Origin of the sequence: Aggregicoccus sp. 17bor-14, assembly GCF_009659535.1 — a bacterium.
Taxonomy (GTDB): domain Bacteria; phylum Myxococcota; class Myxococcia; order Myxococcales; family Myxococcaceae; genus Aggregicoccus.
The window spans coordinates 377,722-402,554 of the sequence record NZ_VJZZ01000001.1; the positions used below are offsets into that span (position 1 = coordinate 377,722).

Annotated in this window: 22 protein-coding genes; 7 read left to right on the forward strand and 15 right to left on the reverse strand. The window is 72.2% G+C overall.

Features of this window, described 5'->3' with window-relative positions:
- Positions 1 to 19: 19 nt before the first annotated feature.
- From yvcK to FGE12_RS01745, 6 genes are all read right to left on the reverse strand, one after another.
- Positions 20 to 1,105 carry a gluconeogenesis factor YvcK family protein gene (gene yvcK / locus FGE12_RS01720; RefSeq protein WP_153864441.1) on the reverse strand — a complete coding sequence of 362 codons (1,086 nt, stop codon included), beginning with the start codon at positions 1,103 to 1,105 and terminating at the stop codon, positions 20 to 22.
- 124 nt (positions 1,106 to 1,229) lie between these two features.
- Complete coding sequence (locus FGE12_RS01725; protein ID WP_194797466.1) at positions 1,230 to 2,597, reverse strand: sugar transferase; 1,368 nt, start codon at positions 2,595 to 2,597, stop codon at positions 1,230 to 1,232.
- 133 nt (positions 2,598 to 2,730) lie between these two features.
- Entirely contained in the window at positions 2,731 to 3,465 is a 735-nt protein-coding gene (locus FGE12_RS01730) for a CpsD/CapB family tyrosine-protein kinase (protein ID WP_153864442.1), read from the reverse strand.
- Between the two features lie 88 nt (positions 3,466 to 3,553).
- Positions 3,554 to 4,963: a Wzz/FepE/Etk N-terminal domain-containing protein gene (locus FGE12_RS01735; RefSeq protein WP_153864443.1), complete on the reverse strand. Its 1,410-nt coding sequence runs from the start codon at positions 4,961 to 4,963 to the stop codon at positions 3,554 to 3,556.
- A 38-nt stretch (positions 4,964 to 5,001) separates the two neighbouring features.
- Positions 5,002 to 6,207 carry a hypothetical protein gene (locus FGE12_RS01740; protein ID WP_153864444.1) on the reverse strand — a complete coding sequence of 402 codons (1,206 nt, stop codon included), beginning with the start codon at positions 6,205 to 6,207 and terminating at the stop codon, positions 5,002 to 5,004.
- A gap of 115 nt (positions 6,208 to 6,322) precedes the next feature.
- Entirely contained in the window at positions 6,323 to 6,919 is a 597-nt protein-coding gene (locus FGE12_RS01745; protein WP_153864445.1) for a polysaccharide biosynthesis/export family protein, read from the reverse strand.
- 370 nt (positions 6,920 to 7,289) lie between these two features.
- On the opposite strand from FGE12_RS01745, the gene FGE12_RS01750 reads away from it, so the two are divergent.
- From FGE12_RS01750 to FGE12_RS01765, 4 genes are read left to right on the forward strand one after another with little or no spacing between them, the layout of a single operon-like run.
- Positions 7,290 to 7,481, forward strand: a complete 192-nt coding sequence (locus FGE12_RS01750) for a hypothetical protein (RefSeq protein ID WP_153864446.1) — start codon at positions 7,290 to 7,292, stop codon at positions 7,479 to 7,481.
- A 49-nt stretch (positions 7,482 to 7,530) separates the two neighbouring features.
- Positions 7,531 to 9,426 (forward strand): malto-oligosyltrehalose trehalohydrolase, encoded by a 1,896-nt coding sequence (gene treZ / locus FGE12_RS01755; protein WP_370458849.1) that lies wholly within the window; start codon positions 7,531 to 7,533, stop codon positions 9,424 to 9,426.
- Positions 9,423 to 11,474 (forward strand): amylo-alpha-1,6-glucosidase, encoded by a 2,052-nt coding sequence (locus tag FGE12_RS01760; RefSeq protein WP_370458850.1) that lies wholly within the window; start codon positions 9,423 to 9,425, stop codon positions 11,472 to 11,474. The genes treZ and FGE12_RS01760 overlap by 4 nt, the downstream gene beginning before the upstream one ends.
- Before the next feature lie 45 nt (positions 11,475 to 11,519).
- A complete protein-coding gene (locus FGE12_RS01765) occupies positions 11,520 to 11,954 on the forward strand; it encodes an EVE domain-containing protein (protein WP_153864447.1) in 435 nt (144 codons plus the stop codon).
- Here FGE12_RS01765 and FGE12_RS01770 read toward each other — a convergent pair.
- The 6 genes from FGE12_RS01770 to FGE12_RS01795 form a co-directional block, all read right to left on the reverse strand.
- On the reverse strand, positions 11,917 to 13,380 hold the full coding sequence (locus tag FGE12_RS01770) for an amino acid permease (protein WP_228530497.1): 1,464 nt from the start codon (positions 13,378 to 13,380) through the stop codon (positions 11,917 to 11,919). The two genes, FGE12_RS01765 and FGE12_RS01770, sit on opposite strands and share 38 nt — an antisense overlap.
- Before the next feature lie 57 nt (positions 13,381 to 13,437).
- Complete coding sequence (locus FGE12_RS01775; protein WP_153864448.1) at positions 13,438 to 14,610, reverse strand: glycosyltransferase family 2 protein; 1,173 nt, start codon at positions 14,608 to 14,610, stop codon at positions 13,438 to 13,440.
- Between the two features lie 46 nt (positions 14,611 to 14,656).
- The gene (locus FGE12_RS01780) at positions 14,657 to 15,451 is read right to left on the reverse strand and encodes an NAD-dependent epimerase/dehydratase family protein (RefSeq protein WP_153864449.1); all 795 of its coding nucleotides are present in this window, start codon (positions 15,449 to 15,451) and stop codon (positions 14,657 to 14,659) included.
- Positions 15,452 to 15,548: 97 nt separating this feature from the next.
- A complete protein-coding gene (locus FGE12_RS01785; RefSeq protein ID WP_153864450.1) occupies positions 15,549 to 17,180 on the reverse strand; it encodes a sigma-54 dependent transcriptional regulator in 1,632 nt (543 codons plus the stop codon).
- A gap of 82 nt (positions 17,181 to 17,262) precedes the next feature.
- Complete coding sequence (locus FGE12_RS01790) at positions 17,263 to 18,168, reverse strand: diguanylate cyclase (RefSeq protein ID WP_370458851.1); 906 nt, start codon at positions 18,166 to 18,168, stop codon at positions 17,263 to 17,265.
- Positions 18,169 to 18,404: 236 nt separating this feature from the next.
- Positions 18,405 to 18,656 carry a glutaredoxin family protein gene (locus tag FGE12_RS01795; RefSeq protein ID WP_153864452.1) on the reverse strand — a complete coding sequence of 84 codons (252 nt, stop codon included), beginning with the start codon at positions 18,654 to 18,656 and terminating at the stop codon, positions 18,405 to 18,407.
- A 20-nt stretch (positions 18,657 to 18,676) separates the two neighbouring features.
- On the opposite strand from FGE12_RS01795, the gene FGE12_RS01800 reads away from it, so the two are divergent.
- Positions 18,677 to 19,846 (forward strand): DUF4388 domain-containing protein, encoded by a 1,170-nt coding sequence (locus tag FGE12_RS01800; RefSeq protein WP_153864453.1) that lies wholly within the window; start codon positions 18,677 to 18,679, stop codon positions 19,844 to 19,846.
- Here FGE12_RS01800 and FGE12_RS01805 read toward each other — a convergent pair.
- Both FGE12_RS01805 and FGE12_RS01810 read right to left on the reverse strand, forming a co-directional pair.
- Complete coding sequence (locus FGE12_RS01805) at positions 19,843 to 21,087, reverse strand: aminotransferase class I/II-fold pyridoxal phosphate-dependent enzyme (protein WP_153864454.1); 1,245 nt, start codon at positions 21,085 to 21,087, stop codon at positions 19,843 to 19,845. The genes FGE12_RS01800 and FGE12_RS01805 overlap by 4 nt on opposite strands.
- A gap of 25 nt (positions 21,088 to 21,112) precedes the next feature.
- Complete coding sequence (locus FGE12_RS01810) at positions 21,113 to 22,501, reverse strand: penicillin-binding transpeptidase domain-containing protein (protein ID WP_153864455.1); 1,389 nt, start codon at positions 22,499 to 22,501, stop codon at positions 21,113 to 21,115.
- Positions 22,502 to 22,674: 173 nt separating this feature from the next.
- Here FGE12_RS01810 and FGE12_RS01815 point away from each other — a divergent pair, with 173 nt between their 5' ends.
- Both FGE12_RS01815 and FGE12_RS01820 read left to right on the forward strand, forming a co-directional pair.
- Positions 22,675 to 23,562, forward strand: a complete 888-nt coding sequence (locus tag FGE12_RS01815; protein ID WP_194797468.1) for an ABC transporter permease — start codon at positions 22,675 to 22,677, stop codon at positions 23,560 to 23,562.
- The gene (locus FGE12_RS01820; protein WP_194797469.1) at positions 23,559 to 24,470 is read left to right on the forward strand and encodes an ABC transporter ATP-binding protein; all 912 of its coding nucleotides are present in this window, start codon (positions 23,559 to 23,561) and stop codon (positions 24,468 to 24,470) included. The genes FGE12_RS01815 and FGE12_RS01820 overlap by 4 nt, the downstream gene beginning before the upstream one ends.
- On the opposite strand, the gene FGE12_RS01825 is transcribed toward FGE12_RS01820, so the two are convergent.
- Positions 24,467 to 24,724 carry a sulfurtransferase TusA family protein gene (locus tag FGE12_RS01825; protein WP_153864456.1) on the reverse strand — a complete coding sequence of 86 codons (258 nt, stop codon included), beginning with the start codon at positions 24,722 to 24,724 and terminating at the stop codon, positions 24,467 to 24,469. The genes FGE12_RS01820 and FGE12_RS01825 overlap by 4 nt on opposite strands.
- Positions 24,725 to 24,833: the final 109 nt, after the last annotated feature.

Consider the following 24,833-nt stretch of genomic DNA (forward strand, 5'->3'; position numbering starts at 1 on the left):
TGGGGATGGGCCCGGGCGGCTACAAGCCGCTGCGCGCCATCTTCAGGAGGCAGCGCGCGACCTTGCGGCTGTCGTGTCGGATCTTGGACCCTTCCTTGAGCAGGTCCGCCTCGACCGGGATCACCCCCGCGCTGATGAGGGCGCGGCGGTCCACCGTCACCGGGAAGGCGCCGCGGCGCGCGTAGCGGCGGATGGCCTCGGGCTCCGGCACGGTGCCGTTGACCAGCACGGCGTCCAGCACGGGGCCCACGTGATCCAGCACCGCGCGCACGTGATCCAGGCAGTCCATGCCGTCCGTCTCGCCCGGCTGGGTCATGAGGTTGGCCACCATCACCTTGAGCGCCCGCGTCTCCTTGAGCGCGCGCGCGACCCCGTCCACCAGCAGGTTGGGCAGCACGCTCGAGTAGAGCGAGCCGGGGCCGATGGTGATGAGGTCCGCGCTGTGGATGGCCTCGATGAGCCCGTCCACCGGCGGGGGGCTGCGCGGGCTGAGGCTCACCCGGCGCACGCGGCCCTGGGCGCGCGCGATCGCCCGCTCGCCCACGACCTCGGTGAAGTCCTCCATCTGGGCCACCAGCTGCACCGGTGCGAGCGTGCTGGGCAGCACCTGCCCCTTGGCGCCCAAGAGCTCCCCGCTCAGGCGCACCGCCTCGAGGAAGTCCCCCTTGAGCTCGGCGAGCGCGGCGATCAGGAGATTCCCCACCGCGTGGCCCGCGAGCCCCTTCGCACCCCCGAAGCGGTACTGGAACACCTCGCCCAGGGCGCTCTTCTTCCCACCCGCCAGCGCCACGAGGCAGTTGCGGATGTCGCCCGGCGGCAGCGCGCCGTGGTCGCGGCGCAGCCGGCCGCTGCTGCCGCCGTCGTCGCTCATCGCCACCACCGCGGTGATGTCCAGTCCCGGCTCCCCCAGCCGCGGCTCGGCGCGGCGCGCCAGCCCCCGCAGCACCATGGGCAGCCCCGTGCCGCCGCCCATGGCGACGATCTGCGTGGGGCGCTGCTCCAGCGGGCGGTTGAGCAGCTCGTTGCGCTGCTGCTCCTCCCGCGCGGCGCGCTCCAGCGCGTCGTGCAGCCCGTTCAGTGGAATCTCCGAGTGCAACCCTGACATGTCCGTCCCCCTGCCCGCCGCCCTTTACAGCCTTACAGCCCACCCACCCCGCCCTGCCCTCTGTCCTGCCCTGCGCGTGCCCTGGCCCCCAGGGGCACGCTCCTGCTCACTGCAACCGCCGGGCCTACCGCGCCCCTCGCGCCAGCAGCACGTGGCGCACGGTGTGGAAGATGATCCCGATGTCCAGGAACAGGCTCCCGTTCTTCACGTAGTAGAGGTCGAACTCGAGCTTGTTGCGCGAGTCCTCCACCGAGGCCCCGTAGGGGTAGCGGATCTGCGCCCAGCCGGTGATGCCCGGCTTCACCGCCTCGCGCAGGCCGTAGAAGGGGATCTGCTTCTTGAGCTGCTCGATGAACACGGGGCGCTCGGGGCGCGGGCCCACGAAGCTCATGTCCCCGAGCAGCACGTTGAACACCTGGGGGATCTCGTCGATGCGCGTCTTGCGGATGAAGCGCCCCACGCGGGTGACGCGGTCGTCGTTGGCCTTGGCCCACACCGCGCCGTCCTTCTCCGCATCCGTGCGCATGCTGCGGAACTTCCAGAGGAAGTAGCTGCGCCCGGCGAGCCCCGTGCGCTCCTGCCGGTAGAAGAGCGGGCCCTTGGAGTCCAGCTTGATGGCCACCGCCACCAGCAGGAGGAAGGGCGCGGCGAGCAGCACCAGCACGCTGGACACCGCGATGTCGAAGGCGCGCTTGAGCCCGCGGCGCAGGGGCGACACGGTGAGCTCGTCCGCGAAGGCGAAGTCGCTCGCGCGCAGGTGCGCGACCGGGATGCGGCGCAGCACGCGCTCGCAGAAGCCGATGGCGTCGTAGACGCGCAGGCCGTTGAGCCGGCAGCGCAGCAGCGCCTCCATCCAGTTCACGCCGCGCATGTCGTCCGCGGCCTGCACCACGTACTCGGCGCCGAGGCGCTCCGCCGTCGCGTCGATGCTCTCGCTCGCGGTGCGCGGGTCCACCATGGCCACCACGCGGAAGCTGTCCTCGCCGCCCTCCTCGATCGCGAGCGCCACCTGGCGCGCCTTCACGCCGTTGCCCACCACCAGCACGCGCGCGGGCTCGCCCACCACCGCGTGCATCGCGGCGCGCACCGTGAGGGTGCCGGCGAGCGCGCCCATCGCCCCGCCCAGGAGCGCCCCCGGCGGCATGCTCACGTGCACGAGCAGCGGGACGAGCATCATCAGCACGCCCACCACCACGGCCGTCGCTCCGGCCGCCTTGAGGAAGCGGTAGCCGCGGCGGCGGTCCTCGGTGGCCACGCGCAAGTCGTAGAGATCCAGCAGGTACAGCGTGAACTGGAAGGTGGCCACGAAGGCCGCGCTGAGGATCAGCAGCGCCGGCGCGAAGTGGTGCCACTGCAGGGGCTCACCCGCCGGGGCGAGCGCCGCCGCCAGCCCCACCGCGCCGATGAGGCACGCGAGCGCGATGGCCGAGCTCTCTGCGAGAAAGAAGGCCAGCTTCCTGGCCGAGAAGTAGTGATGGAAAACGCGAAGCACTCGAAACCCCTCCTACCCGCCCTACACCCACACCCGATGCAAACCGACCGCCCCTTGCGCCGCGCGCCCCCGGAAGGAGCCCCTCCGGGAGCGCGCGGTGACTGCTCCAGCACAGCGCCCTGCGACGGCAGGGCTACTTCTTGAGGTAGTTCTTCAGGTACGGCGTGGTGTGCGTCTCCGCGCCGTTGAGGATGCAGCCGAGCACCGGCGCGCCCCCGAGCTGCTCCACCGCCTGGTTCACGGCCTTCACCGGCGTCACGTTCGCGCGGATGACCATGAGCACGCCGTCCGCCTGGTGCGCGAGGATGCCCGCGTCGGCGAAGGGCAGCGAGGGAGGCAGGTCCACGTAGATCTCGTCGAAGCTCTCGCGCACCGCCTTGAGCAGCTGCTTCATGCGCGAGCTCGCGAGCACCTGGGTGGGCTCCTCCGGCACGCCGCCGGCGGGCAGGATGGCCAGCCGGGTGGCGGCGAAGCGGCGCACCACGTCGCGCACCTCGACCTCGCCCGCGAGCAGCTCGCTGAGGCCCGGCTTGCTCTTGATGCCGAGCACGGTGCCCACGTTGCTGCGGCGCAGGTCCGCGTCGACGAGCAGGATGCGGCGGTCCGGGTTCGCCCGCGCGGCGGCGAGCGCCAGGTTCACCGCCGACACCGTCTTGCCCTCGCCGGGCATCGCGCTGGTGAAGGCGATGACCTTCATGGGCCGCAGCTCGCGCATGCGCTCGAGCCGATAGTAGAGGCTGCGGTACTGCTCGGCCGCCGCCGAGGCCGGGGCGGTGAGGCTGACCAGACGGCGGTCCACCTCGTTCCCCGTCACGCTCTCGTCCACGCGGGGAAGGAAGTTGCCCGCCCGCTCCATCGTCTGATCCATCTCGTTCCTCGAAGAATTCGTCGGGTTCACAGTCATCCCCCTCTGACCTGCGGCGCCCACTGAGCGTCGGGTCTCCATTTTTTCAGCCCTAGTTCAGGGACCCCGGGGAAGAAATTCCGTTCCGGGACGCAGGAGCGGGCATCAGCACCCGCCGCTCGCTCTTGCCCTGCATGTTCGGCACCACCGCGAGCACCGGCAGCGTGAGGCGCTCCTTGATCTCGCTGCTGTCGCGGATACTGTCGTCGCGCATCTCCATCACCACGCCGGTGAGCACGCCGAGGCCCAGGGCCACGAGCAGGCTGATCATCAGGCCGCCCATGCGGTCCGGCTTGGCGGGGCTGAAGGGCACGCCGGCCGGGGAGATGACGTTGAAGAGGCTCTTGGCGCTCTTGGCCTCGAGGTCCTCGGCGAGCTCGGCCTCCACCTTGCGGCTCACCACGCTCTGGTACTTGGTGCGGGCGATCTCGTAGTCGCGGTTGAGCACGCCCAGCTCGTGGGCCCAGCGCGGGGTCTGGTCCAGGCGCTTCTGGTAGGTCTCGGCCTGCTTCTGCAGGTCACCGATGCTCTGCTGGATGTCGGTGATGAGCTGCGCCACGCGGGTGCGCTCCGCGCGCTCGGCGAACATGCGGCTCTCGGCGTCCTTGCGCTTGGCGCTCATCGCGTCGAGCTCGGCGGACAGGCGCTTGATCTCCGGGTGATCCGCGGTCCAGGTGGTCTTCGCGGTGACCAGGTCCTTGGTGAGGGTGTCCTCGGCGAGCTCGAGGCGGCCGGCCTCGCTGTCCGCCGCGTTGCGGGCGCGGGCCAGGTCGGAGCGGCGCGCCTCGGCGATGCGCAGCTCCTCGCTCTTGGTCTGCAGCTGCTGGCTGATGCGCTCCAGGCCGCGCATGTTCATCTCCATCTGCTCGGGCAGCTCACCCATGTGGTCCACCTTGAACTGGGCGATCTTGCGCTCCCACTCGGTGACGCTCTTGGAGAGCGAGCCCATCTCGTCCTGGAAGAGCTGGGTGGCGCGCGCGGCCTGAGCCTGGCGCAGCTTCAGCGTCTCCTCGGCGAAGATGGCGGGAAGGCGGTTGGCCACCTTGGCGGCCGTCTCCTTCTCGTGGCTCGAGTAGGTGATCTCGAAGGCGTTCTCACCCTCCACGCGCACCTCCAGGTCCTTGCGCATGGCGTCCACCGCGGCGTCGATCCCGTCCTCGCTCACGATGTTCGGGTAGAGGTTCATCTCCTCGATGGCCTTCTGCAGCACGGGGCGCGCCATCAGCTCCTGGCGCACGGTGAGCAGGCGCTGCTCGATGAGCTCGCTCACGGTGTGCTGCACCATCTCCTCGGCCGGCCGCTGCGGCTCCACGCGCACCACGGCGGTCGCCTGGTACACGTTGGGGCGGGTCATCACGACTGCCGCTCCCATGATGAACGCCGCCACTGCGATGGCTCCCACCAGAGCCCTGCGGCGCCACAGGGCCGCCAACATCTGGTCTGCCGTCATCCCACGCTCCATTTTCCACTCCTCCTAAGACAGGCCTTCCGAAGCCGTCGCTACCAAGCCGTGAACACCGCACGGACCGCCGCGACATTGCGCGACAGGTCCACCGCACCCGTGGCCGCCCCGCCCGGCCCGGCGGCAGGAGCCTGCGGCCCCCCCACCTGGTCGATGCGGTCCACGGTCCCCTGCAGCGCGAGGTACCGGTTGAGCCGGTACTCCACGCCACCCCCGACTGCGTAGCCCTGGGACACACCGTCCTGGGCGCTGAAGCTCGTGAGCCCCTGATTGGGGGCCTTGCCGTTGCGGAAGAAGCTGGCCGCACCGAACACGTTGAAGTTGTCGCTGAAGGCGCGCGACGCGACGAGGCTCGCGTAGTCCGCCCACAGCGTCCGATCGAAGCCGCTCGCGCCCACCAGGTCGTGGCCCACCACGAGGCCCAGCGCCGCGTGCTCCACCTCGCGCGTGAGCTCCAGCTGCACGCGCGGGATGACGCCCTGCCCGCCCGCGACTCCCGAGTGCGGCTGGAAGAAGACGGGCCCGCCGCGCGCGGTGAAGGTGGTCCAGCGCGTGAGGTGGTAGCGCAGCATCGCGCTGGGCGTGTGCGACTGGTCCAGGCCGTTGCTCAGCTGGAAGGCCTGGTAGCGGTACTCGGTGCCCAAGAGCAGCCGGCGCGACACGCCGTACCAGGCCTCGAGCGTGGGCGTGTGCACGAAGTCACCGCGCGCGCTCTTGCCCTCCAGCCCCACGCCCACCTGCGGCGTGGCCGCGTACACGCGCGCCGCCTCGAAGGTGTAGGCCCCGCGCACGTTCCAGCGCCGCGACACGCGGCCGCCGAGCCCCACCGTGGCCTTGCCGTAGAGAATGGGGTCGAAGGTCGCCCCCAGGCCCTGGCGCGGCAGGCTGGTGGGGTCCGTCACCCGGAACACCCGCAGCGCCGTGTCCAGGCGGAGGTTGCGGCTGAGCTGCTTCTTGAGGTCCACCCCGGCGCGGTGATCCAGCGAGGTGCTCCCCGAGCCGTGGCGGATGAACGCGTCCGCCGCGTAGAAGGAGTCCAGCACCAGGGTGGGATCCTTCGCCTCGAGCCCGAGGCGCGGGGACAGCTTGCTCATCAGCTGGCCGCCCGCCCCGTTCTCGCGCAGGCGCAGGTCGGTGTCGTAGCGCTCCTCGGCCGTCACCTTCAGCGAGGGCGTGAACACCGTCCCCGCCAGCGCTGCCGGCGCGCAGAGCACCACGCACGCCGCCATCAGTCTGTTGCGCATCGCCAACGCCTCCCCTCCCACCCACCGCCAGATGACTGCACTTGCGCTGCCTGCAACCACTCCCGAGCGGGGGCCGCGGCCCGCGCCGCACGCCCCGCCCCGCTCCCGCTGCGCGCTACGGAACGACGATGGTGTCGCCCGGGCGCAGGATGACGTCGTACTTCTCCTGCGCGTCCCCCTTCACCAGGTCGCTGTAGCGCACCGGGATGCGCTGGCTCTTGGCGCCCGCGTCCGTGGAGGTGCGGATGACCACGATCTCGTCCGAGTCCGCGAAGTCGGTGAAGCCGCCCGCCTGCGCGAGCACCTGCAGCAGCGAGACGCGGCCGCGCAGCGGGTAGGCACCCGGGTGCGTCACCTCGCCGGTGACGAACACGCGGCTGCTGTTCACCTCGCGCACGATCACGTTCACGCGCGGCTCCTGCACGTACGGCTTGAGCTTCTCCTTGATCTCGTTCTCCAGCTCGCCGGGCGTCTTGCCCGCGGCCATCAGCTCACCCGCCATGGGCATGGTGATGAAGCCGTCCGGCCGCACCGGGAGCACCCGGGAGAGGTCCGGATCGCGCCACACCGCGATGTCGAGCACGTCCTCGCGCCCGATGCGGAACGGCTTCTCCGAGTTGTCCACCTGGGGGGCCTGCTGGTGGGCGCATCCCGAAAGGAGGAGCATCCCGAACCCCATCACCGCCATCGCCCTCGCGCTCTTCTTGAACATCTTTCCCTCTCCTCCCTCAGTGCCACTCGATTCATCCACCGCGGTACGGCATTGCCCACACGGTGGCCTGCATTCGGGGCACTGGCCTTAGCACCGGGTGTGCCACCCCCTCGGAGTGCCCAAACCTCGGGAATCTGGGGGTTTCAGTGAGGTAGGTGCAAGGAGGACAGGGGAAGATCGGGAAATTTTTTCGGCTGATCCCCAGAGGACACCGGGGTCCTTCCCGTGATCAGGGCCCACCCGTGGAAGGGTTTTGCCCACATGCTCGCTGCGGTTGCCCACGCCCCGGGGGAGAGCCGCTCGGCACGCTGCTTGTAAGGACCTCCCGTGGACGCCGGGCAGTGGGCCCGGGAACCTGGAGCGTGCACCGATGGGGAAGGCAGCGGGGGCGGTGGTGGCGGTGTTCATGGTGGGCAGCGGGGCGATGACTCTCCTGAGCACGGTGCTCGGGGCGTACGCCGAGGCTGCGGCGCTGGGTCTGATCGGGCTCGGCCTCTTCGCCACGAGCTCTGCGCTGGCGGGCAAGCTGCCCGCGCCGACCGGTGTCGCCAAGGAGGCGTAGCCGCCCCATCTTCTGAGGGGGGCCTGCCGCCTCCCACGGGGAGGGCCGGGTGCCGGACGAGGACCGCAGGCTGACGCTGGGTGCGCGCCCCTCGCTCGAGGGGCGCACGCGTTTCCGCGTCTGGGCGCCGCGGCGCGAGCGCGTCGAGGTGTGCCTCGCGGGTGCACCGGGCGCTTCCGCAGCCGTCTGCCTGCCGCTGCAGCGTGCGAGCGGGGGCTACTTCGAGGGCGAGCTGCCGGTGCCCACCGGCGCGCTCTACACGTACCGGCTCGATGGCGGGGCCTGCTTCCCGGACCCCGCCTCGCGCTTCCAGCCGCAGGGGCCTCACGGCCCCTCGCAAGTGGTGGACCCGCGCCGCCATGCGTGGGGGGACGCCGCCTGGCGGGGCCCCGAGCTCCGGGGCCAGGTGCTCTACGAGCTGCACGTGGGCACCTTCACGCGCGAGGGCACCTATGCGGCCGCGGCGCACCGCCTGCCGCAGCTCGCGGAGCTCGGCGTCACCTGCCTCGAGCTGATGCCGCTGCACACCTTCCCGGGCCGCTTCAACTGGGGCTACGACGGGGTCACCCTCTTCGCGCCCTGCGCCGTGTACGGCAGCCCGGACGACCTGCGCCGCTTCGTCGACCGCGCGCACGCGCTGGGGCTCTCGGTGCTGCTGGACGTCGTCTACAACCACCTGGGCCCGGACGGGAACTACCTCGCCCAGTACTCGCCCGGCTACTTCAGCACCCGCTACCCGGGCGAGTGGGGAGACCCCACCAACTTCGACGCGTACCCGGACGCCGAGGGCAGCCGCGAGTTCTTCATCCAGAACGCCTGCCACTGGGTGAGCGAGTACCACTTCGACGGGCTGCGGCTCGACGCCACCCAGAGCCTCTTCGATCAGAGCGCGCGCCACGTGGTGCAGGAGCTCACGGCGCGGGTGCGCGAGGCGGCGGGCCCCCGCCGCGTGCTCGTGGTCTCCGAGAACGAGCCCCAGGACGTGCGCTGCGTCCAAGCTCCCGAGCAGGGAGGCCACGGCACGGACGCCCTGTGGATCGACGACTTCCACCACACGGCGCGCGTGGCGGCGCTGGGGCGGCGCGAGGCGTACCTCGTGGACTACACCGGCACGGCGCAGGAGCTGCTCTCGTGCGCGCTGCGCAACGCGCTCTACCAGGGCCAGCACTACCGCTGGCAGCAGAAGCCGCGCGGGACGCCCTTGCTGCACACCCCTGCCCCGCACGCCGTCTTCTTCCTGCAGAACCACGATCAGCTCGCCAACACGCTGCGCGGCGAGCGGCTGTGCCAGCTGGCGGGCCCCGCGCGGGCGCGCGCGCTGACGCTGCTGCTGCTGCTCTTGCCGCAGACCCCGCTGCTCTTCATGGGCCAGGAGTGGGCGGCGAGCACGCCCTTCCTCTACTTCGTCGACCACAAGGAGGAGCTGCAGCCCCTGGTCGAGCGGGGCCGCAACGCCTTCGTCTCGCAGTTCCCGGCGGCGCGCGAGGCGCTGGAGCACGAGGGCTTCCGCATCCCCTTCGGCGAGGAGGCCTTCAGGCGCTCACAGCTGGACTGGAGCGAGTGCGAGCGCGAGCCGCACCGCGGCATGCGCGAGCTGCACCGTAAGCTGCTGCGGCTGCGGCGCGAGGACCCGGTGTTCGCGGCCCAGGCGCGCGAGCGGCTCGCGGGCGCGGTGCTCTCGCGCGACGCGCTGGTGCTGCGCTACCTGGGGGACGGGCAGCAGGGCGACCGGCTGCTGCTCTTGAACCTGGGGACCGAGCTGGACCTGTCCCCCTGCCCGGAGCCCCTGCTGGCGCCGGAGGCGGGAAAGCTTTGGCGCCCGCTGCTGTCTTCAGAGGAGACCCGCTTCGGCGGGAGCGGAATGGCGCCGCTCGAGGACGGGGGCCGCTGGCGACTCCCGGGGCAGACGGCCTGCGTACTCATCAGTGAGGAGAGGACCGCGTGAGAGAGAAATCGCCCCCCCTGCCGCGCATGGAGTTCCAGTGGCCGCGAGGCCCCGAGGCCAGCGAGGTGCTCAGCCGCGAGTGGCTGGTGACGAACGGGCGCGGCGGCTACGCGTCCGGCACCATTGCCGGCTGCAACACGCGCCGCTACCACGGCCTCTTCATCCCCAACATCCCCGAGCACGGGCGCACCGTGCTGCTCGCGCGCCTCACCGAGGAGGTGGTGCTCGGCGGAGGCGCCAAGCGCGTGCGCCTGGACGCCGAGGAGCACGCGGACGGCACGCTGGTGAGCAGCAACCTGCCCTTCCTGAGGGCGTTCCGGCTCCACGGCCTGCTGCCGGAGTGGGAGTTCGAGGTGGACGGCGCCCGGCTGCGGCGCCGGCTCGTCCTGGTCCACGGCACCAACAGCCTCTTCGTCGCGTGGGATCTGCTCTCGGGCTCCGAGCTCACCCTGCGCGTGCGCCCCTACCCGGTGATGCGCCCGCACGACCAGGGGATGCCGCCGCAGCCGTGGAGCCCGGTGGTGAACCTGCGCGAGGACCGCGTCGAGGTGCGCGCGAACGAGCACTCGCCCGCCATGCGGATGAAGATCTTCGCGCCCCGCCCCATGCCCTTCGTGGGCCTCTACGACGTGTCCGCCCCGCTGCTGTACCGGACGGAGAAGGCGCGCGGCTACGATCACGTGGAGACGCAGGCGAGCCCCGGCTACTTCGAGTGCACGCTGCGCGCCGGAGAGACCGTGGTGCTCGGCGTCACCACCGAGGACTGGAGCTCGCTCGGGACCCTGCCCACGGAGGCCTTCGAGCACGAGCAGACGCGCGAGCGGCACCTGCTCTCACGCGCGCCGGCCGCGACCCACGACAAGGTCGCCGAGCGGCTGGTGCTCGCGGCGGACCAGTTCGTCATCGAGCCCATGCGCCCGCGCGACGATGCCTGGGCGCGCGCCATCGGGCACGACGCGCGCAGCGTCATCGCCGGCTACCACTGGTTCACCGACTGGGGCCGCGACACGATGATCTCCCTGGAGGGGCTCACCCTGTGCACGGGGCGCCTGCGCGAGGCGGCGGCCATCCTGCGCACCTTCCGTCACTACGTGCGCGACGGCCTGCTGCCCAACCTCTTTCCCGAGGGCAACAGCGAGGGCCTGTACCACACGGCGGACGCCACGCTCTGGTTCTTCCACGCCATCGACCGCTACCTGGAGACCACGAAGGACCGGGCGCTCCTTCAGGACTTCTTCCCCACCCTGCAGGAGATCGTCACCCGCCACCTGCAGGGCACGCGCTTCAACATCCGCATCGATCCCGCGGACGGCCTCTTCACCCAGGGCGAGCAGGGCTACCAGCTGACCTGGATGGACGCGAAGGTGGACGGCTGGGTCGTCACCCCGCGCCGCGGCAAGGCCGTGGAGCTCAACGCGCTCTGGTACAACGCCCTGCGCCTGATGGCCACGTGGGCCGAGCAGCTGGGAGAGGACCCGGCCCCCTACGTGCGCGACGCGGACCGCACCGAGGCCTCGTTCAACCAGCGCTTCTGGAACGAGCGCGAGGGCTGCCTCTACGACGTGGTGGACGCCGAGGGCGGTGGCAACGACGCCGCCGTGCGCCCGAACCAGATCTTCGCGATCTCGCTGCGCAACCCCGTGCTGCGCCGCGACCGCTGGGAGCCGGTGCTGCGCAAGGTCACCGAGCAGCTGCTCACCCCCGTGGGGCTGCGCTCGCTCGCCCCGGGCCACCCCGACTACAAGCCAAACTACGACGGCAACCTCCGCGCGCGCGACGCCGCCTACCACCAGGGCACCGTGTGGAGCTGGCTCATCGGCCACTACGTGGATGCGCGCCTGAAGGTGGACCCGGACCGCTCGCGGGCCCGCGAGGTGCTCAGCGGGCTGCAGGAGCACCTGGAGCACGCCGGCGTCGGCCAGGTGAGCGAGATCTTCGACGCCACCGAGCCCTACCGCCCCCGCGGCTGCATCGCCCAGGCCTGGGGCATCGCCGAGGCCCTGCGGGTGTTCCTCAAGACGACCCCGGCGCAGGCTCCCGGCCGCTGACGCTTGTGCTTGGCCCGCGCGGGCCGCCGGGTAGCATGCGCCGCCATGGCGAAGACCCAGTACTGGCTGATCAAGAGCGAGCCCTCCGTCTACCCCTACGCGCAGCTGGAGCAGGAGGGGCGCACCGCGTGGACCGGGGTGCGCAACTTCGAGGCGCGCAACAACCTGCGCGCGATGCAGCCGGACGACCTCTGCCTCTACTACCACTCCAACGAGGGCAAGGCCGTGGTCGCCGTGGCGCGCGTGCTCACCGCAGCGTCCGAGGACCCCACCGCGCCCGGCGAGAACTGGGCCTCGGTGGAGGTGGGCCCCGTGGTCGCGCTGAAGGAGCCGGTGACGCTCGCCACCATCAAGGCCACGCCGGAGCTCGAGGAGATGCAGCTGCTCACCCGCAGCCGCATCTCGGTGGTCCCCGTGTCCGCCGAGCACTTCAAGCGCGTGCTCAAGATGGGGAAGACCGCGCTGCCGAAGGCGCGTTGAGCGAGACCCGCGGCCCCACGAAGGTGTGGCGCCGCGAGAGCCCCCAGTAGGCGCCCAGCAGCACGAGGCAGCCGGCGAAGGTGTAGCCGGCGAGCTGGTTGGGCGGCAGCACGAAGAGCACCATCACCGCGGCGCTCCACGCGAGCGCCGCCACGTTCACCGGCAGGGCCCAGCGCCCGAGATCCCAGGGCCCCCGCTGGCTCCAGATCCCGCTCGCCCGCGCCCGCAGCCCCACCAGGATGGGCAGCGCGTAGGATGCGTAGAGCGCCAGCGTGCTCAGCGCCACCATGGCCGCGTAGGCGCCGCTCCACAGCGCCACCACGAGCGCCGCCGCCGCCGAGACCCACACCGCCACCGCCGGACTGCGAAAGCGCGGCGACACGCTCGCGAGCTGGCGTGAGAAGGGCAGCCCTCCGTCGCGTGCGAACGCGAAGAGCATGCGCGAGTTGGACGTGATGGAGGCGAGCCCGCAGAACCACATGGCGCCGATCGCCACCCACACCAGCGCGCCGCCGAGCCGCGCTCCGAGCGCGCCGCGCAGCACGTAGAGGAAGGGGTTCTCCGCGCGCACCGTCGCCCCGAGGTCCCCGATGCTCAGCGTGACCGCGGCGATGAGGGCCCAGCCCACCAGCGCGCTCACCACGACGGAGAGGAAGATGCCCCAGGGGGCATTGCGCGTGGGGTCCACCGTCTCCTCGGACACGTGGGCGCTCGCGTCGTACCCGGTGAAGGTCCACTGCGCCTGCAGCAGCGAGATGAGGAAGGCGTAGCCGTACCCGTAGGGCTCGGCGGTGACGCGGGTGAGGAGGAAGGCGGGCTCGCGCTGCGGGGCGAGCAGCAGGAGCGCGCCCAGGATCAGCCCCACCCCCACCAGGTGGTACCAGGCCGAGAGCGCGTTGAGCACCGCCACCGCCCGCACGCCCACGTGGTTGAGGGCCGCATGGGAGACGAGGATTCCCGCGTAGATGGCGAGCACCGTGCTGCGCTGGCGCGAGCCCGTCAGCATGTCCGCCATGAACTCTGCGAGGCCGTAGTCGATGCCCGCGGTGATGGCGAACTGCCCCACCGTGTTGAGCCACGCGGTGAAGAAGCCTGCGCGCTTCCCACCGAGCATCGCGCTCCAGTGGTAGAGCGCGCCGGCGGTGGGAAACGAGGACGCGAGCTGCGCGAGGCTCGCCGCCACCGTGAGCGTGCCGAGTGCCACCAGCGGCCAGCCCACCCCCATGGCGAAGGGCCCGCCGAAGCGCAGCCCATGGCCGTAGAGCGTCACCGCGCCGGTGAGGATGGAGATGATGGAGAAGGACAGGGCGAAGTTGGAGAATCCGCCCATGTCGCGCAGCAGCTGCTGCGCATAACCCAGCCGCCCCAGCTGCGCCGCGTCCGCGTCCCGCTGGCCTGCCCTGTCGCTCGCCATGGGCCGCAGCATGTTCCCGCTCCGCCGCAGAGCGAGGCCCCCCTGTCCCGGAGATCCGGGGGCGTGTCCTCAGGGAAACTCGTAGCGGGCCCCCGCCCGCAGCAGCGCCGTGGGGTACAGCGTGCCGCGCCACGCGATGCCCCCGCGCCGGTGGGCGAGGTAGCCGGAGCGCAGGAGGCAACCCACGAAGAAGAGCGTGCCCAGCGGGAGCAGCAGGTTGGGGAGCACCGGGCGCGCCATCCAGCGGCTGCCCACCATGCTCGCGCCCACCGCGAGCGCGGCGATGGCCCCGCCCGCCAGCTGCACGAGCGGATGCCCGAAGGCGAGCAGCGCCGCGAAGGGGGTCCCCTCGAGGGCGAGCAGCGTGAGGCAGAAGAGCACGAGCCGCAGCTGGCTGAAGCGCCCCGCGCCCGCGAAGCCGTTCTTCTCCGTGCCGCGCGCGAGCTCTCGCAGCGACGGGTAGAAGGTCAGCCCCACCCTGCCCCGCCCCATCGCCATGCCGCAGCGCGCTCCGCTGCGCTTGAGCATCTGCCCCAGCGCCGCGTCGTCGAGCAGCTCGAGCCTCAGCCAAGAGAGCCCGGGGCTGCGCTCGAGCGCGCTGCGCCGCACGAGGTTGAAGGCCCCCACTCCGAAGGCCGCGCGCGAGCGGGGGTCCTCCACCGCGTGGGGGCGGGCCGCGAGCGCCACCAGGCGCCCGAAGGTGCCCAGGGCCACGTCGAGGCGGAAGGAGGCGCTCCACACCTCGGGGAAGACGCCGAGGTGATCCAGCCCGCGCGACTCGCAGTACGCGACGGCCGTGCGCAGCGTGCCGGGCTCCAGGTGCACGTCCGCATCGGTGAAGAGCAGCCACTCGCCGCTGGCCTGCTCGACGCCGCGGTGCAGCGCGTGGACCTTGCCCAGCCACCCCTCCGGCAGCGAGCGGATGTGCAGCGCCCGCACGCGCGCATCCTCTGCGGCCACCCGGTCCACGATGGCGCCGGTCGCGTCGGTGGAGCGATCGTCGATCACCACGAGCTCGAGCTCGGGGTAGTCCTCCCGCAGGCGCGAGCGCAGCGCCGGCTCCAGGGTGGCCTCCTCGTCGCAGGCCGGGATGACGAGCGAGAGTCGCGGCCAGCGCGGGGGCGGCGGGGGCTGCAGCTCGGCGAGCTGGGGCACCTGGCGCATCGCGCGAAGGAGCTGCAGCGCGACGAAGGCCCAGTAGAGGGCACTGAGGACGAGCAACGCGGGGATCAGGATGATCATCGTGACACCGTCCCCTCTCCCCCTGGGAGAGGGTCGGGGTGAGGGATTAGTGGCTCTCGTCCCGGAGCACCGCCTCGAAGCCCGAGCGGTAGTCCGGATAGCGCAGGGTCCAGCCGAGCCCCTTGAGCCGCGCGTTCTGCACGGCCCGGTCACCCCGCAGGCTCGGGTGCAGCTCGCTCAGCTCCACCTCCGGCGGCCGCGGCACGCCCAGCCGCTCGCACAGCCAGCCCACGGTCTCGGCCTGCGTCACCGCGCGATCATCCGCAACGCAGTACACCTCGCCCGGGGTGCCCCGCTCGAGCGCGCACTGCACGGCTCCGACGAGGTCATCCACGTGGACGCGCGAGATGCGCCCTCCACCGTCTCGAGGGAGGCGCAGCGTTCCGGCGAGCAGGCGCGTGTGCGCCCCGCGCCACGGCCCGTAGATGCCGGCGATGCGCAGCGCCACCGCGCCCAGCGGCCGCAGCAGCGCCTCGGCTGCGAGACGGCCTGCACCTGCGACAGGGTCTACGGGGGTCTCTTCGTCGACCACTCCGCGCGCACTGCCGTACACGCCCGTGGACGACAGGTACACGCACTTCGCGGGTGGCTGCGCCTGGAACGCCTCGGCGATGCGTGCGTCCCAGCCCGCCTCGGGCGGCAGGCCCATGACCACGTGCGCGTCACGCGAGCGCGCGAGCGCGGCCTCCAACGGGAGCACCTGGACGCCGGCCGCCTCGAGCGCCGCGATGCGCTCGGGGTGGCGGGTGCTCGCGAGCACCGTGCGCCCCGACTGCGCCTCACGCAGCGCGAGCCGCGTGAGGGTGTAGCCACTGCCCAGCAGGATCAGCGCAGGCGTCATGCTCCGCGCGATAGCGGGCGGGGCACGGGGGCGCAAGGGGTGAGCGTACTTCCCTCACCCCGACCCTCTCCCAGAGAGAGAGGGAGGACACGGGTGCTCAGAACTCGGCGCTGGCGCGCGGGTCGATGATCCCGCACTCCTTGATCTTGTAGAGCAGCGCCTTGTAGCTGATGCGCAGCTTTCCGGCGGCGCGGCGCTTGTTCCACGCGGTGCGCTGCAGCATGGACAGGATCGCCTCGCGCTCGGCGAGCATGGCCGCCCGCTTGCCGATGTCCTTGAGGGACATGTCCGCCTCGGGCATCGAGGGCGGCGGGGGCGGCGGCTGCGGCATGTCGAAGGGATTCGCGTAGCGCGGCGGCGGAGGCAGCGGGCGGCCGAAGGGCTCGTTGAGCGTGACGGCGCCGGCGTGGCCGCGCGGCGGCATCTCGAGCACCTCGGTGCTGGCCACGCTCGCGCCCGCGCCGCCCAGCGAGCGCACGGGCTCGCGGGGAGCGGCGTGCCCCACGTCGCCCGCGTAGGCGGTGGGCAGGCTCGGGGCGCTGCCCGGGGTGCGGCCCGCGCTGAGCTCGTCGAGCACCAGCGAGGGATCGCGCAGCACGCACAGCCGGCGCACCATGTTCTCCAGCTCGCGCACGTTGCCCGGCCAGTTGTACTCGCCGAAGGCGCGCAGCACCTCGGTGGGCAGCTCGGAGACGCTGGAGATGAAGTTGCGCCCGTACTTCTTGAGGAAGTGATCGGTGAGCGGGACCACGTCCTCCATGCGCTCGCGCAGGGGCGGCAGGCGGATGGCCACCACGTTGAGGCGGTAGTAGAGGTCCTCGCGGAAGTTGCCCAGCTCGATCTCGCGCTCGAGGTCGCGGTTGGTGGCCACCACCACGCGGCTGTCCACGCGCACGCTCTTCTTGCCGCCGACGCGGAAGAACTCCTCGTCCTGCAGGACCTGGAGCAGCTTCGCCTGGAGGCGGATCGCCATCTCGCCGATCTCGTCCAGGAAGATGGTGCCCTGGTCGGCGAGCTCGAACTTGCCCGGCTTCTCGGCCGTGGCGCCGGTGAAGGCGCCGCGCTCGTGGCCGAACAGCTCGCTCTCCAGCAGCTCGCCGGGCAGCGCGGCGCAGTTCACCTTGATGAAGGGGCGCGCGCGGCGGCGGCTGCGCGCGTGGATCTCGCGCGCGATGACCTCCTTGCCGGTGCCGGACTCACCCAGCAGCAGCACGGGCACGTCCGTGTCCGCGATGCGCTCCACCAGCGCGCGGGCGCGGCGCATGGAGGGCGCAGTGGAGATGAGCACGCGGCTGTCGCCGTCCGGCACCGCCGCCTCGGGCAGGCGCTCGCGGGCGCGCGGCTCGGGCGGGCGCGCGCTGCTGCGGCGGCCCAGCGCGCGGCTGAGCACGTCCTCGAGCTCCGCGTTGTCGAAGGGCTTGGACAGGTAGTCCGTGGCGCCCAGCTTCATGGCGCGCACCGCGTCATCCTGCCCGGTGAGCGCCGAGAGCACGATCACCGGCGCCGTGCCCCCGTTGCTGCGGTAGCGGCCCAGCACCTCGAGGCCGCTCATCTCCGGCATCATCACGTCCAGGAGCACCGCATCGAAGGAGCCGCCCGCCAGCATCTCCAGCGCCTGCGCGCCGCTGGAGGCCGAGCGCACCTGGTAGCCCGAGCTGCCCAGGAACTCGGCCAGGAACGTGCGCACCGACTCTTCGTCATCCACCACCAGCACTGCGATCCGATCCATCCCCATCTCCCTCGCCCCTTTCCTGCCACCCCGATGCTCTGCTCACGCCGCAAGCCCCGCCCGCGCGGGGGGCGGCGCCACCTCAAATCGAAAGCCTCGGCCCGCTCGCCGTGCGGCGTGCCTCGCGGCCGCGCCGCAGATCCGCGAGCGCCGCCGTCAACAGCTGGCCCGGGCTGCCCACCGTGTCCGGGAAGCTCACCGAACCGAGCGAGACGTCCGTGCGCACCACCTTGCCCTCCACCTGGAAGCGCGCCTGCTCGAAGCGCGCGTGCACGCGCCCGGTCAGCTCCGCCACCGACTCCTGCGGCGTGCCCGGCAGGAAGAGCGCGAAGGCCTCCTCGTCCACGCGGGCCACCACGTCCGCCTCGCGCACCGTCTGGCCCAGCACCACGGCCGCGTACACCAGCAGCCGCTCCGCCACGCCGCGCCCGTAGGTCTTGCGGAAGGGCCCCATCCCGTCCACGCACGCGGCCACCAGCGAGAAGGTCCCGCCGAAGCGCTCGGCGCGCCGCACCTCCTGGCCGATCAGCGCGAGCAGGAAGGGGCGCGTGAAGGCGCCAGTGAGCGGATCGTGCAGCGTGGTGTGCGCGTCCTCGGAGCGGGTCGCGCGCTGCACGCTCTCGCGCAGCCGCAGCTGGGCGTAGAGCTTGAGCGGCAGCTCGCCGCCGTCGTACCCCGCGTAGCCGCGCGGCGCGAGGTCTACGCACTGCCCGCGCTCGGTGCAGAAGCGCCGCGCCTCCGGGTCCGAGGCGTCCACCAGGTAGAGCAGCGGCACGCAGCCGTGCGAGAGCTGGCGGATGCGGCGCGCCACGCCCAGCGCGCTGTAGTCCGGGCCCTGCGCCGCGAGCACCACGGCGTCCGGGCGCAGCACCTGGAAGAGCGGCACGGCGGCCTCGTAGCGGCTGAGCGGCACGACGCGGAAGCCCGCGTCCATCAGCACGACGCGGGTCGCCTCCAGGCTCTCCGCCCGCGGCTCCACGAGGAGCACGGTCGGAGCCTGACGCCCGCCGCCTGCCGATGCTGCCCGCTTGGCCTTCACACCCACCGCCCCGACCCCCGGCCCGTCCGCATTTTCTTCCCCACCGCTCAGGCCCCTTGCCTACCCAGAATTACAGCCCCGACCGCCTGGCTGCCCCCGCTATCCCCTGATTCTTCCTGGGATGGGGCATGAAGTTGCTCACCCTGGCCGCCGGTTTGAGCAACAGCTGTGCCACGGGCTTCCCTTCATGCGCCCTCGGCTGCCCGCTCGCGCAGGCGTGCCTCGAGCGCGCCCTCGTCCACCGCGTGGTGGAAGGCGCGCTGCCCGTCGATGAACACCACGGGGATGTCGAAGCGCAGCTCGGCGAAGCGCTCGGGCGACATCCGCACGTCGTGCACGTAGAGCTCGAAGGGCACGCGCTCGCGCACGCGCTCGATCACGGCCAGGGCTTTGTCGCAGAGCGAGCAGGCAGGTTTTGAGTAGAGATCGACTCTCATCGGTTGCAGGATGGGGCGCGATGCGCGGCCTTGCAGGCGATTTCGCGACGATGCCCCTCAAGGATCTCGTCGTCTACCTCGGCAACCGCCGCGCCACGGGTGCGCTCCGCCTCGAGCGCGCGGGCGTCCAGAAGCAGGTGGCGCTGCGCGACGGTCAGGTGGTGAACGCGAGCAGCAACCAGCCGCGCGAGTACTTCGGTCAGTTCCTCATCAACATGGGGCACCTGACGGAAGAGCAGTTCATGAAGGCCTACGCCACCCAGAAGCAGACCCGCGTCTTCCTCGGGAAGATCCTGGTCATGATCGGGCTGGTCACCGAGCAGGCCGTGCTCAGCGCGCTGAACATGAAGTTCCGCGAGACCCTGCTGGACGCCTTCGCCTGGGACGAGGGCGCCTTCAGCTTCGACCCGGACGCCACCCTGCCCTCCTTCGAGGGCATGGAGGTGGTGGTGGACCTGCTGGACATCCACCGCGAGGGCGAGTTCCGCGAGACCGCGTGGCAGGCCATCCGCCAGGCCTTCCCCTCCGGCTCGGTGCGGCTCGCCGTGGACGAGAGCCGGCTGCCGCAGCCGCCCAAGCCCGGCAGCCTCGATGCGCGCCTCGTGGCCCTCATCCACGAGGACATGACCATCGACGACATGGTCCTCGCGCTGCACGCCTCGGACTTCTTCCTCTACCAGCGCCTCTACGCGCTCTACCGGCTGGAGGCGGTGCGCGTGGCGGAGGAGCCCTTGAACCTGGGCGAGGCGCTCGAGGAGCCGCCCAGCGTCATCGGCGCCGAGTCCCCCGCGAGCGAGGTGGTGGCCGCGGCGCGCAACTTCCTGGACGCGGGCAACCTGCGCGACGGCGAGGCGCTCGCGCGCCGCGCGCACGAGATGGACCCCTCCACCGAGACGGCCGAGCTGCTCAAGGGCGCGGAGAGCGCGCTGCTCGGCCAGCTGCGCCGCGAGCTGCTGGATCGCCCCCAGGTGCCCAGCCTCCTGGTGCCCCCGGCGCACCTCAAGACGCTCGCGCTCACCGCCCCCGAGCGCTACCTGCTCAGCCGCATCGACGGGCGCCGGGACGTGGCGAACATCGTCCACGTCTCGCCCCTGCAGGAGCTCGAGGCGCTGCGCTACCTGCAGGGCTTCGTGGACTCCGGGTTGGTGCGGATGACGCCCAAGCCGCGCGCCACCCCGTCCCCCCGCTAGCCGGCGCGCGCGGGCGTCGAGCGCTCCACGTGGCGCTGCAGCACGCGGCCGATGCGTCCGAACACCTCGCGCAGCTGCGTGGGCTCGGGCAGCAGGGTGACGCGGAAGTGGTTGCGCCAGGGGACGTTGAAGCTCGAGCCCGGCACCACCAGCACGTCCTCGGTCTCCAGCAGCTCGAGCGCGAAGCGGTGATCGTCGAAGCCCGCGGCGGCCGTCCCCACCACCGCCGGGAAGGCGTACAGCGCGCCGGCCGGGGCCACCAGCTCCAGGTGGGGACTCGCCTCCACGCACTCGCGGATGGCGCGCCGCGCTTCGTAGAGCCGGCCGCCGGGCGCGCACAGGGGCGCGATGGTGTCCTCGCCGTGCAGGGCCGCCTCGATGGCGAACTGCCCCGGGACGTTGGCGCACAGCCGCAGCGCGCCGAGCAGATCCATCGCGCGGTGCAGGTCGGCGCTCGCGGCCGGGTCTCCGGAGAGCACCGCCCAGCCCACGCGCCAGCCGCAGGCGCGGTGCACCTTGCTCAGGCCGCCGAAGGAGATGCAGGGCAGGTCGCCTGCGAGCGGCGCGAGCGGCTCGAAGCGCGCCCCGTCGTAGAGGATCGAGTCGTAGATCTCGTCCGAGAGCAGCAGCAGCCCGTGGCGCTGCGCCACCGCCACCAGCTGCTCGAGCAGCGCGCGCGGGTATACGGCGCCGGTGGGGTTGTTCGGGTTGATCAGCACCAGCGCCCGGGTGCGCGGCGTCACCAGGCGCTCGAGCTCCTGCGGATCCGGCAGGAAGCCGTTCTGGGCGCGGCACGCGTAGTACACGGGGCGGCCGTCGTTGAGGATGGTGGCGGCGCTCCACAGCGGGTAGTCCGGCGAGGGCAGCAGCACCTCGTCGCCGGGGTTGAGCAGCGCGCGCAGCGTGAGATCGATGAGCTCGCTCACGCCATTGCCCACGAACACCCGCTCCGCGCTCGCGCCCGGGGTCCCGCGCGCGCGGTGGTAGCGGGCGATGGCCTCGCGCGCCGCCGGCAGCCCCTGCTGGTGCGTGTAGGGGTCGGTGTCGGCGATGCGCTCGGCGATCGCGCGCTGCAGGTGCTCGGGGGCGCGGAAGCCGAAGGCGCCGGGATTGCCGATGTTGAGCTTGATCTGCTTGCGGCCCTGCCCCTCCAGCTCGCGCGCGCGCCGGGCGAGCTCTCCGCGGATCTCGTAGCGGACCTCGGACAGGCGCTCGCGGGTCTTCAGGGGGACGGGGGGCATGGGCACTCCGGCAGCGAGAGGCGCTTCAGGGGGTGGCGGTGGCGCTCACGGCCGGGGCGGCCACCCCGCCATCCACCGCCTCGGAGCCGCCGGTGGCGGCGACGGCGGGGGCCGCGGGCGCGGCCACGTGCGCGGGGGCGCGCTCGAGGCCGAGGCGCAGCGCCTCGCGCGCGACGTAGGCGGCGCGGATGCGCCACTTGGGCTCGTTGACGATGACCGCAGCCACGGCCACCTGGGGGTTGTCCCGCGGCGCGAAGCCCACGAACCACGAGTAGTCGCGGAAGGGCGCCTTGTCCGCGAGCGTCCCGGTCTTGCCCACCGCCCCCTTCACCTGGAAGCCGCGCTGGCGGAACACCGCGCGCGCGGTGCCGTTGGTGACGGTCTCCTCCATCATGTCGGTGAGCTCGGCGGCCGCCTGCGCCGTGAGCACGCGGCGCGACTCGGGGTCCACCGCGGGCGCGGGCGCGCTGCCGGGCCTGGGCTCCACCAGCACCGGGTCGGTCCACAGGCCGCGGTTCGCCGCCACCGAGGCCATCAGCGCGCCGTGCAGGGGCGAGAGGTACACGTTGCCGAAGCCCGCGCCCGCCTGCGCGAAGCCGAACTCGTCGTCCGGGATGCTCGCGAGCGACACGTCCGTGGGCACGTCGAAGTCGATGCTGCGGTTGAAGTGGAAGGCGGCCGCCATGTGGCGCAGGCGCTCGGGCGCGAGGTGCTTGAGCGCGAGCTTGGCGAACACCACGTTCGCGCTCTTGCCCATGGCCTCCGCGAGGCTGAGGCACTTGCCGCTGAGGGCACCGTCCTCGAGCATGCGCTCGGTGAGCCGGCGCTTGCCGCCGCGGAAGCACTCCTGCACGTCCTTGGAGACGCCGGCCTCCGCGAGCGCGCTGCCGGTCACGATCTTGAAGACGCTGGCCGCGGGGAACACTGCGCGCGTGGTCAGCCCGCGCATGCCGGGCTGCGCCTGGGAGTGCTCGGCCATCGCGAGCACCCGGCCGGTGGAGGGCTCCAGCACCACCACCGCGCCGTAGGGCACCTCGTAGCTCTCGAGGATCTTCGTGAGCGCGCCCTGCAGCTCCGGATCCACCGTGAGGCGGCGGCCGTCGGGCAGCACCAGGTGGCCCTTGCCGTCCGGACGCGCGCGCGCGAGCAGGTCCTCCTTCGCGGAGAGGCTGCGCAGCCCCGCGATGGGCGGCGCCTTGAGCCGGTCCGGCACCACGCTCGGAGGCAGCAGCCCCGCCGCCGCGACCGCCTCCACGCCCGCGTCCGCGCTGGACGCCGCGGTGCCACCGTCCGTGGCGCTGCCCGCGTCCGCGGCGGGGCTGGCGAGGGATGTGTGCACGAGCCCACCCAGGGCCCCCACCACACACACCAGGGTGACGAGCAACGCGGAGAGCAGTCGGCGGGAGGGGTTCATCGGATCTCGGTCACGGGTTCAGCGCGGCGCGGCATCCTAATCGGCGGGATCGCGCGGTCCATTCCCGCAAAGCGCAGTGCGGTGACGAATGCCTCCGGAGCAGGTGCCGGCAGGTGCCGCGGAGTGCGAGAAAGTGGGAACCGCGGCGCAGAGTTCCGCTAGGGTCGCCCACCGTGGAACGACACGGAGAAGGCCTCAGGGAAATCGTCGTCATCTGGAGCGCGGAGCTGCGCCGCGCGCTGCGCAGCGCGCGCACCGTGGTGCTCCTCGGTCTCTACGCAATGTTCACCGCGCTCGTGCTGCTGGTGGTGGGCGGCATCACCCGCCAGGTGCGCGAGCAGCTGGAGCGGGCCTCGGCGAGCGGCAACGGCGCGGAGACGCAGGCCGCCATGGAGCAGGCGCACCAGGGGGTGCTCGGGTTCTTCGTGAACAAGGACCCGGCGATGATGGAGGCGCTCAGCCGCGTGCCCATCCTCGTGCTCGTGGTCTTCAAGATGACCCTCTTCTTCCTGCCCGCGTACATCGTGCTGATGGGCTTCGATCAGCTCAGCGGCGAGGTGGGACCGCGCTCCATCCGCTACGTCACCGTGCGGGCGCGCCGCTCCTCGGTGCTGCTGGGCAAGTTCCTCACCCAGGCGGTGCTGCTGCTCGGCCTGGTGCTGCTGGTGGACCTCGCCATCTTCGTCTTCGCGAAGGCGACCACGCCGGGCTTCGGCTGGGGGCTGATGGCCCTCACCTTCGTGCGCTTCTGGGGGGCGGCGCTCGTCTACAGCCTCGCCTACGTCGCGCTCACCTCGCTGTGCTCGGCGCTGTTTCGCAGCCCCGGCGTGAGCCTCGTCGTCAACTTCATCCTGCTCTTCGTGTTCTGGCTGGTGGACGTGATCGCGAGCGTGCTGCCCTCGCCGGCGGACGCCCTGCGCTACCTCTCCCCTTCCGCCTACTCCACGAACCTGCTGCACCCGCAGCCGGGCCCCTTCCTCGCGAGCGCCGCGGCCTACGTGGCCTTCGCGGCGGTCTTCCTGGGGCTCGCCCACCTCACCCTGCGCCAGAGGGATCTGTGAGCGACCGGGCCATCCATCTCGAGGGGGTGAGCAAGCGCTTCGGCGAGAAGCTCGCCGTGGAGGACCTCAGCCTCAGCGTGCCGCGCGGCAGCGTGTTCGGGCTCATCGGGCCCAACGGCGCGGGCAAGACCACCACCTTCAGCATGATGTGCGGCTACCTCGCGCCCACGGCGGGGCGCCTGGAGGTGATGGGCGTGGACCCGCGCGTCTCGGGCGCGCTCAAGGGCCGGCTCGGCGCGCTGCCGCAGGATGCCGTCCTGCCGCCCGGCTGGGAGACGGGGGCGCTGCTCACCTACTGGGCGCGGCTCTCGGGGCTCGCGGACCCGGCCGGCGAGGCGCGCTCCGCGCTCGAGCGCGTGGGGCTGCAGGAGGCCTGGCGGGTGCAGACCCAGGCGCTGAGCCACGGCATGGCCAAGCGCGCCGCCATGGCGCAGGCGCTGATGGGCGCTCCGCCGCTGGTGCTGCTGGACGAGCCCACGGCCGGGCTGGACCCCCGGGTGGCCGCGCAGGTGCGCGCGCTGATCAAGGAGATGCGCGGCCGTCAGACGGTGGTGGTCTCCAGCCACAACCTGCAGGAGCTCGAGGAGCTGTGCGACGCGGCGGCCATCCTGGACCGCGGCGCGCTCACGCGCGCGGGCACCATGGGCGAGCTCACGGGCCAGGCGGCGGAGTTCCGCGTGCAGATTGCGAGCGGCATGGTCATCCCTCCCGAGCTCACCCAGCTTCCGGGCGTGAGCGATGCGCGCCTGGAGAGCGAGGGCGTCTTGCTGGTGCGCTTCGACGGGCAGCAGCACCGCCCCGAGGAGGTCATCAGCCGCACCGTGGCCCACCTGCTCTCCACCGGCGTGCTCATCCTGGGCGTCTCGCGCGGCCAGAAGCTCGAGGAGCGGGTGCTGCAGCTGCTCTAGGGCGCCCTGCCCTGCGTGAGCACCCGGGCGACGAAGCGCTCGCCCTGCTGCTCGAGCCCGAGGAGCCGGTGGCCCGTCGCCTCGCACCAGGCGGGGAGGTCCGCCCGGATGCCGGGATCGGTCGCCCACAGCTCCACGAGGGTGCCGGCGGGCAGGCCCCGGCACGCCTTGGCGATCTCGAGGATGGGCACCGGGCAGTAGCGCCCCGAGGTGTCGAGGAGCACGGCGGCAGGCGGGGCGGGGCTCTGGGGCATCGGCGTGGGGGGCATCCTGGCATGCGGCCGCTCGAGGGCGCTGGAATCCCGGGCCACCCTGGCCGCTTTCTCTGGGCCTGAAACTTCCGGCGCCCTCGTCTCACCATGG

Bases quoted from the DNA above. Each gene is read 5' to 3' on its own strand.
- yvcK (WP_153864441.1), bottom strand. From the start codon at position 1,105: ATGTCAGGGTTGCACTCGGAGATTCCACTGAACGGGCTGCACGACGCG.
- FGE12_RS01730 (WP_153864442.1), bottom strand. From the start codon at position 3,465: ATGGATCAGACGATGGAGCGGGCGGGCAACTTCCTTCCCCGCGTGGAC.
- FGE12_RS01735 (WP_153864443.1), bottom strand. From the start codon at position 4,963: ATGGAGCGTGGGATGACGGCAGACCAGATGTTGGCGGCCCTGTGGCGC.
- FGE12_RS01740 (WP_153864444.1), bottom strand. From the start codon at position 6,207: ATGCGCAACAGACTGATGGCGGCGTGCGTGGTGCTCTGCGCGCCGGCA.
- FGE12_RS01745 (WP_153864445.1), bottom strand. From the start codon at position 6,919: ATGTTCAAGAAGAGCGCGAGGGCGATGGCGGTGATGGGGTTCGGGATG.
- FGE12_RS01750 (WP_153864446.1), top strand. From the start codon at position 7,290: ATGGGGAAGGCAGCGGGGGCGGTGGTGGCGGTGTTCATGGTGGGCAGC.
- FGE12_RS01765 (WP_153864447.1), top strand. From the start codon at position 11,520: ATGGCGAAGACCCAGTACTGGCTGATCAAGAGCGAGCCCTCCGTCTAC.
- FGE12_RS01770 (WP_228530497.1), bottom strand. From the start codon at position 13,380: ATGCTGCGGCCCATGGCGAGCGACAGGGCAGGCCAGCGGGACGCGGAC.
- FGE12_RS01775 (WP_153864448.1), bottom strand. From the start codon at position 14,610: ATGATCATCCTGATCCCCGCGTTGCTCGTCCTCAGTGCCCTCTACTGG.
- FGE12_RS01780 (WP_153864449.1), bottom strand. From the start codon at position 15,451: ATGACGCCTGCGCTGATCCTGCTGGGCAGTGGCTACACCCTCACGCGG.
- FGE12_RS01785 (WP_153864450.1), bottom strand. From the start codon at position 17,180: ATGGATCGGATCGCAGTGCTGGTGGTGGATGACGAAGAGTCGGTGCGC.
- FGE12_RS01795 (WP_153864452.1), bottom strand. From the start codon at position 18,656: ATGAGAGTCGATCTCTACTCAAAACCTGCCTGCTCGCTCTGCGACAAA.
- FGE12_RS01800 (WP_153864453.1), top strand. From the start codon at position 18,677: ATGCGCGGCCTTGCAGGCGATTTCGCGACGATGCCCCTCAAGGATCTC.
- FGE12_RS01805 (WP_153864454.1), bottom strand. From the start codon at position 21,087: ATGCCCCCCGTCCCCCTGAAGACCCGCGAGCGCCTGTCCGAGGTCCGC.
- FGE12_RS01810 (WP_153864455.1), bottom strand. From the start codon at position 22,501: ATGAACCCCTCCCGCCGACTGCTCTCCGCGTTGCTCGTCACCCTGGTG.
- FGE12_RS01825 (WP_153864456.1), bottom strand. From the start codon at position 24,724: ATGCCCCAGAGCCCCGCCCCGCCTGCCGCCGTGCTCCTCGACACCTCG.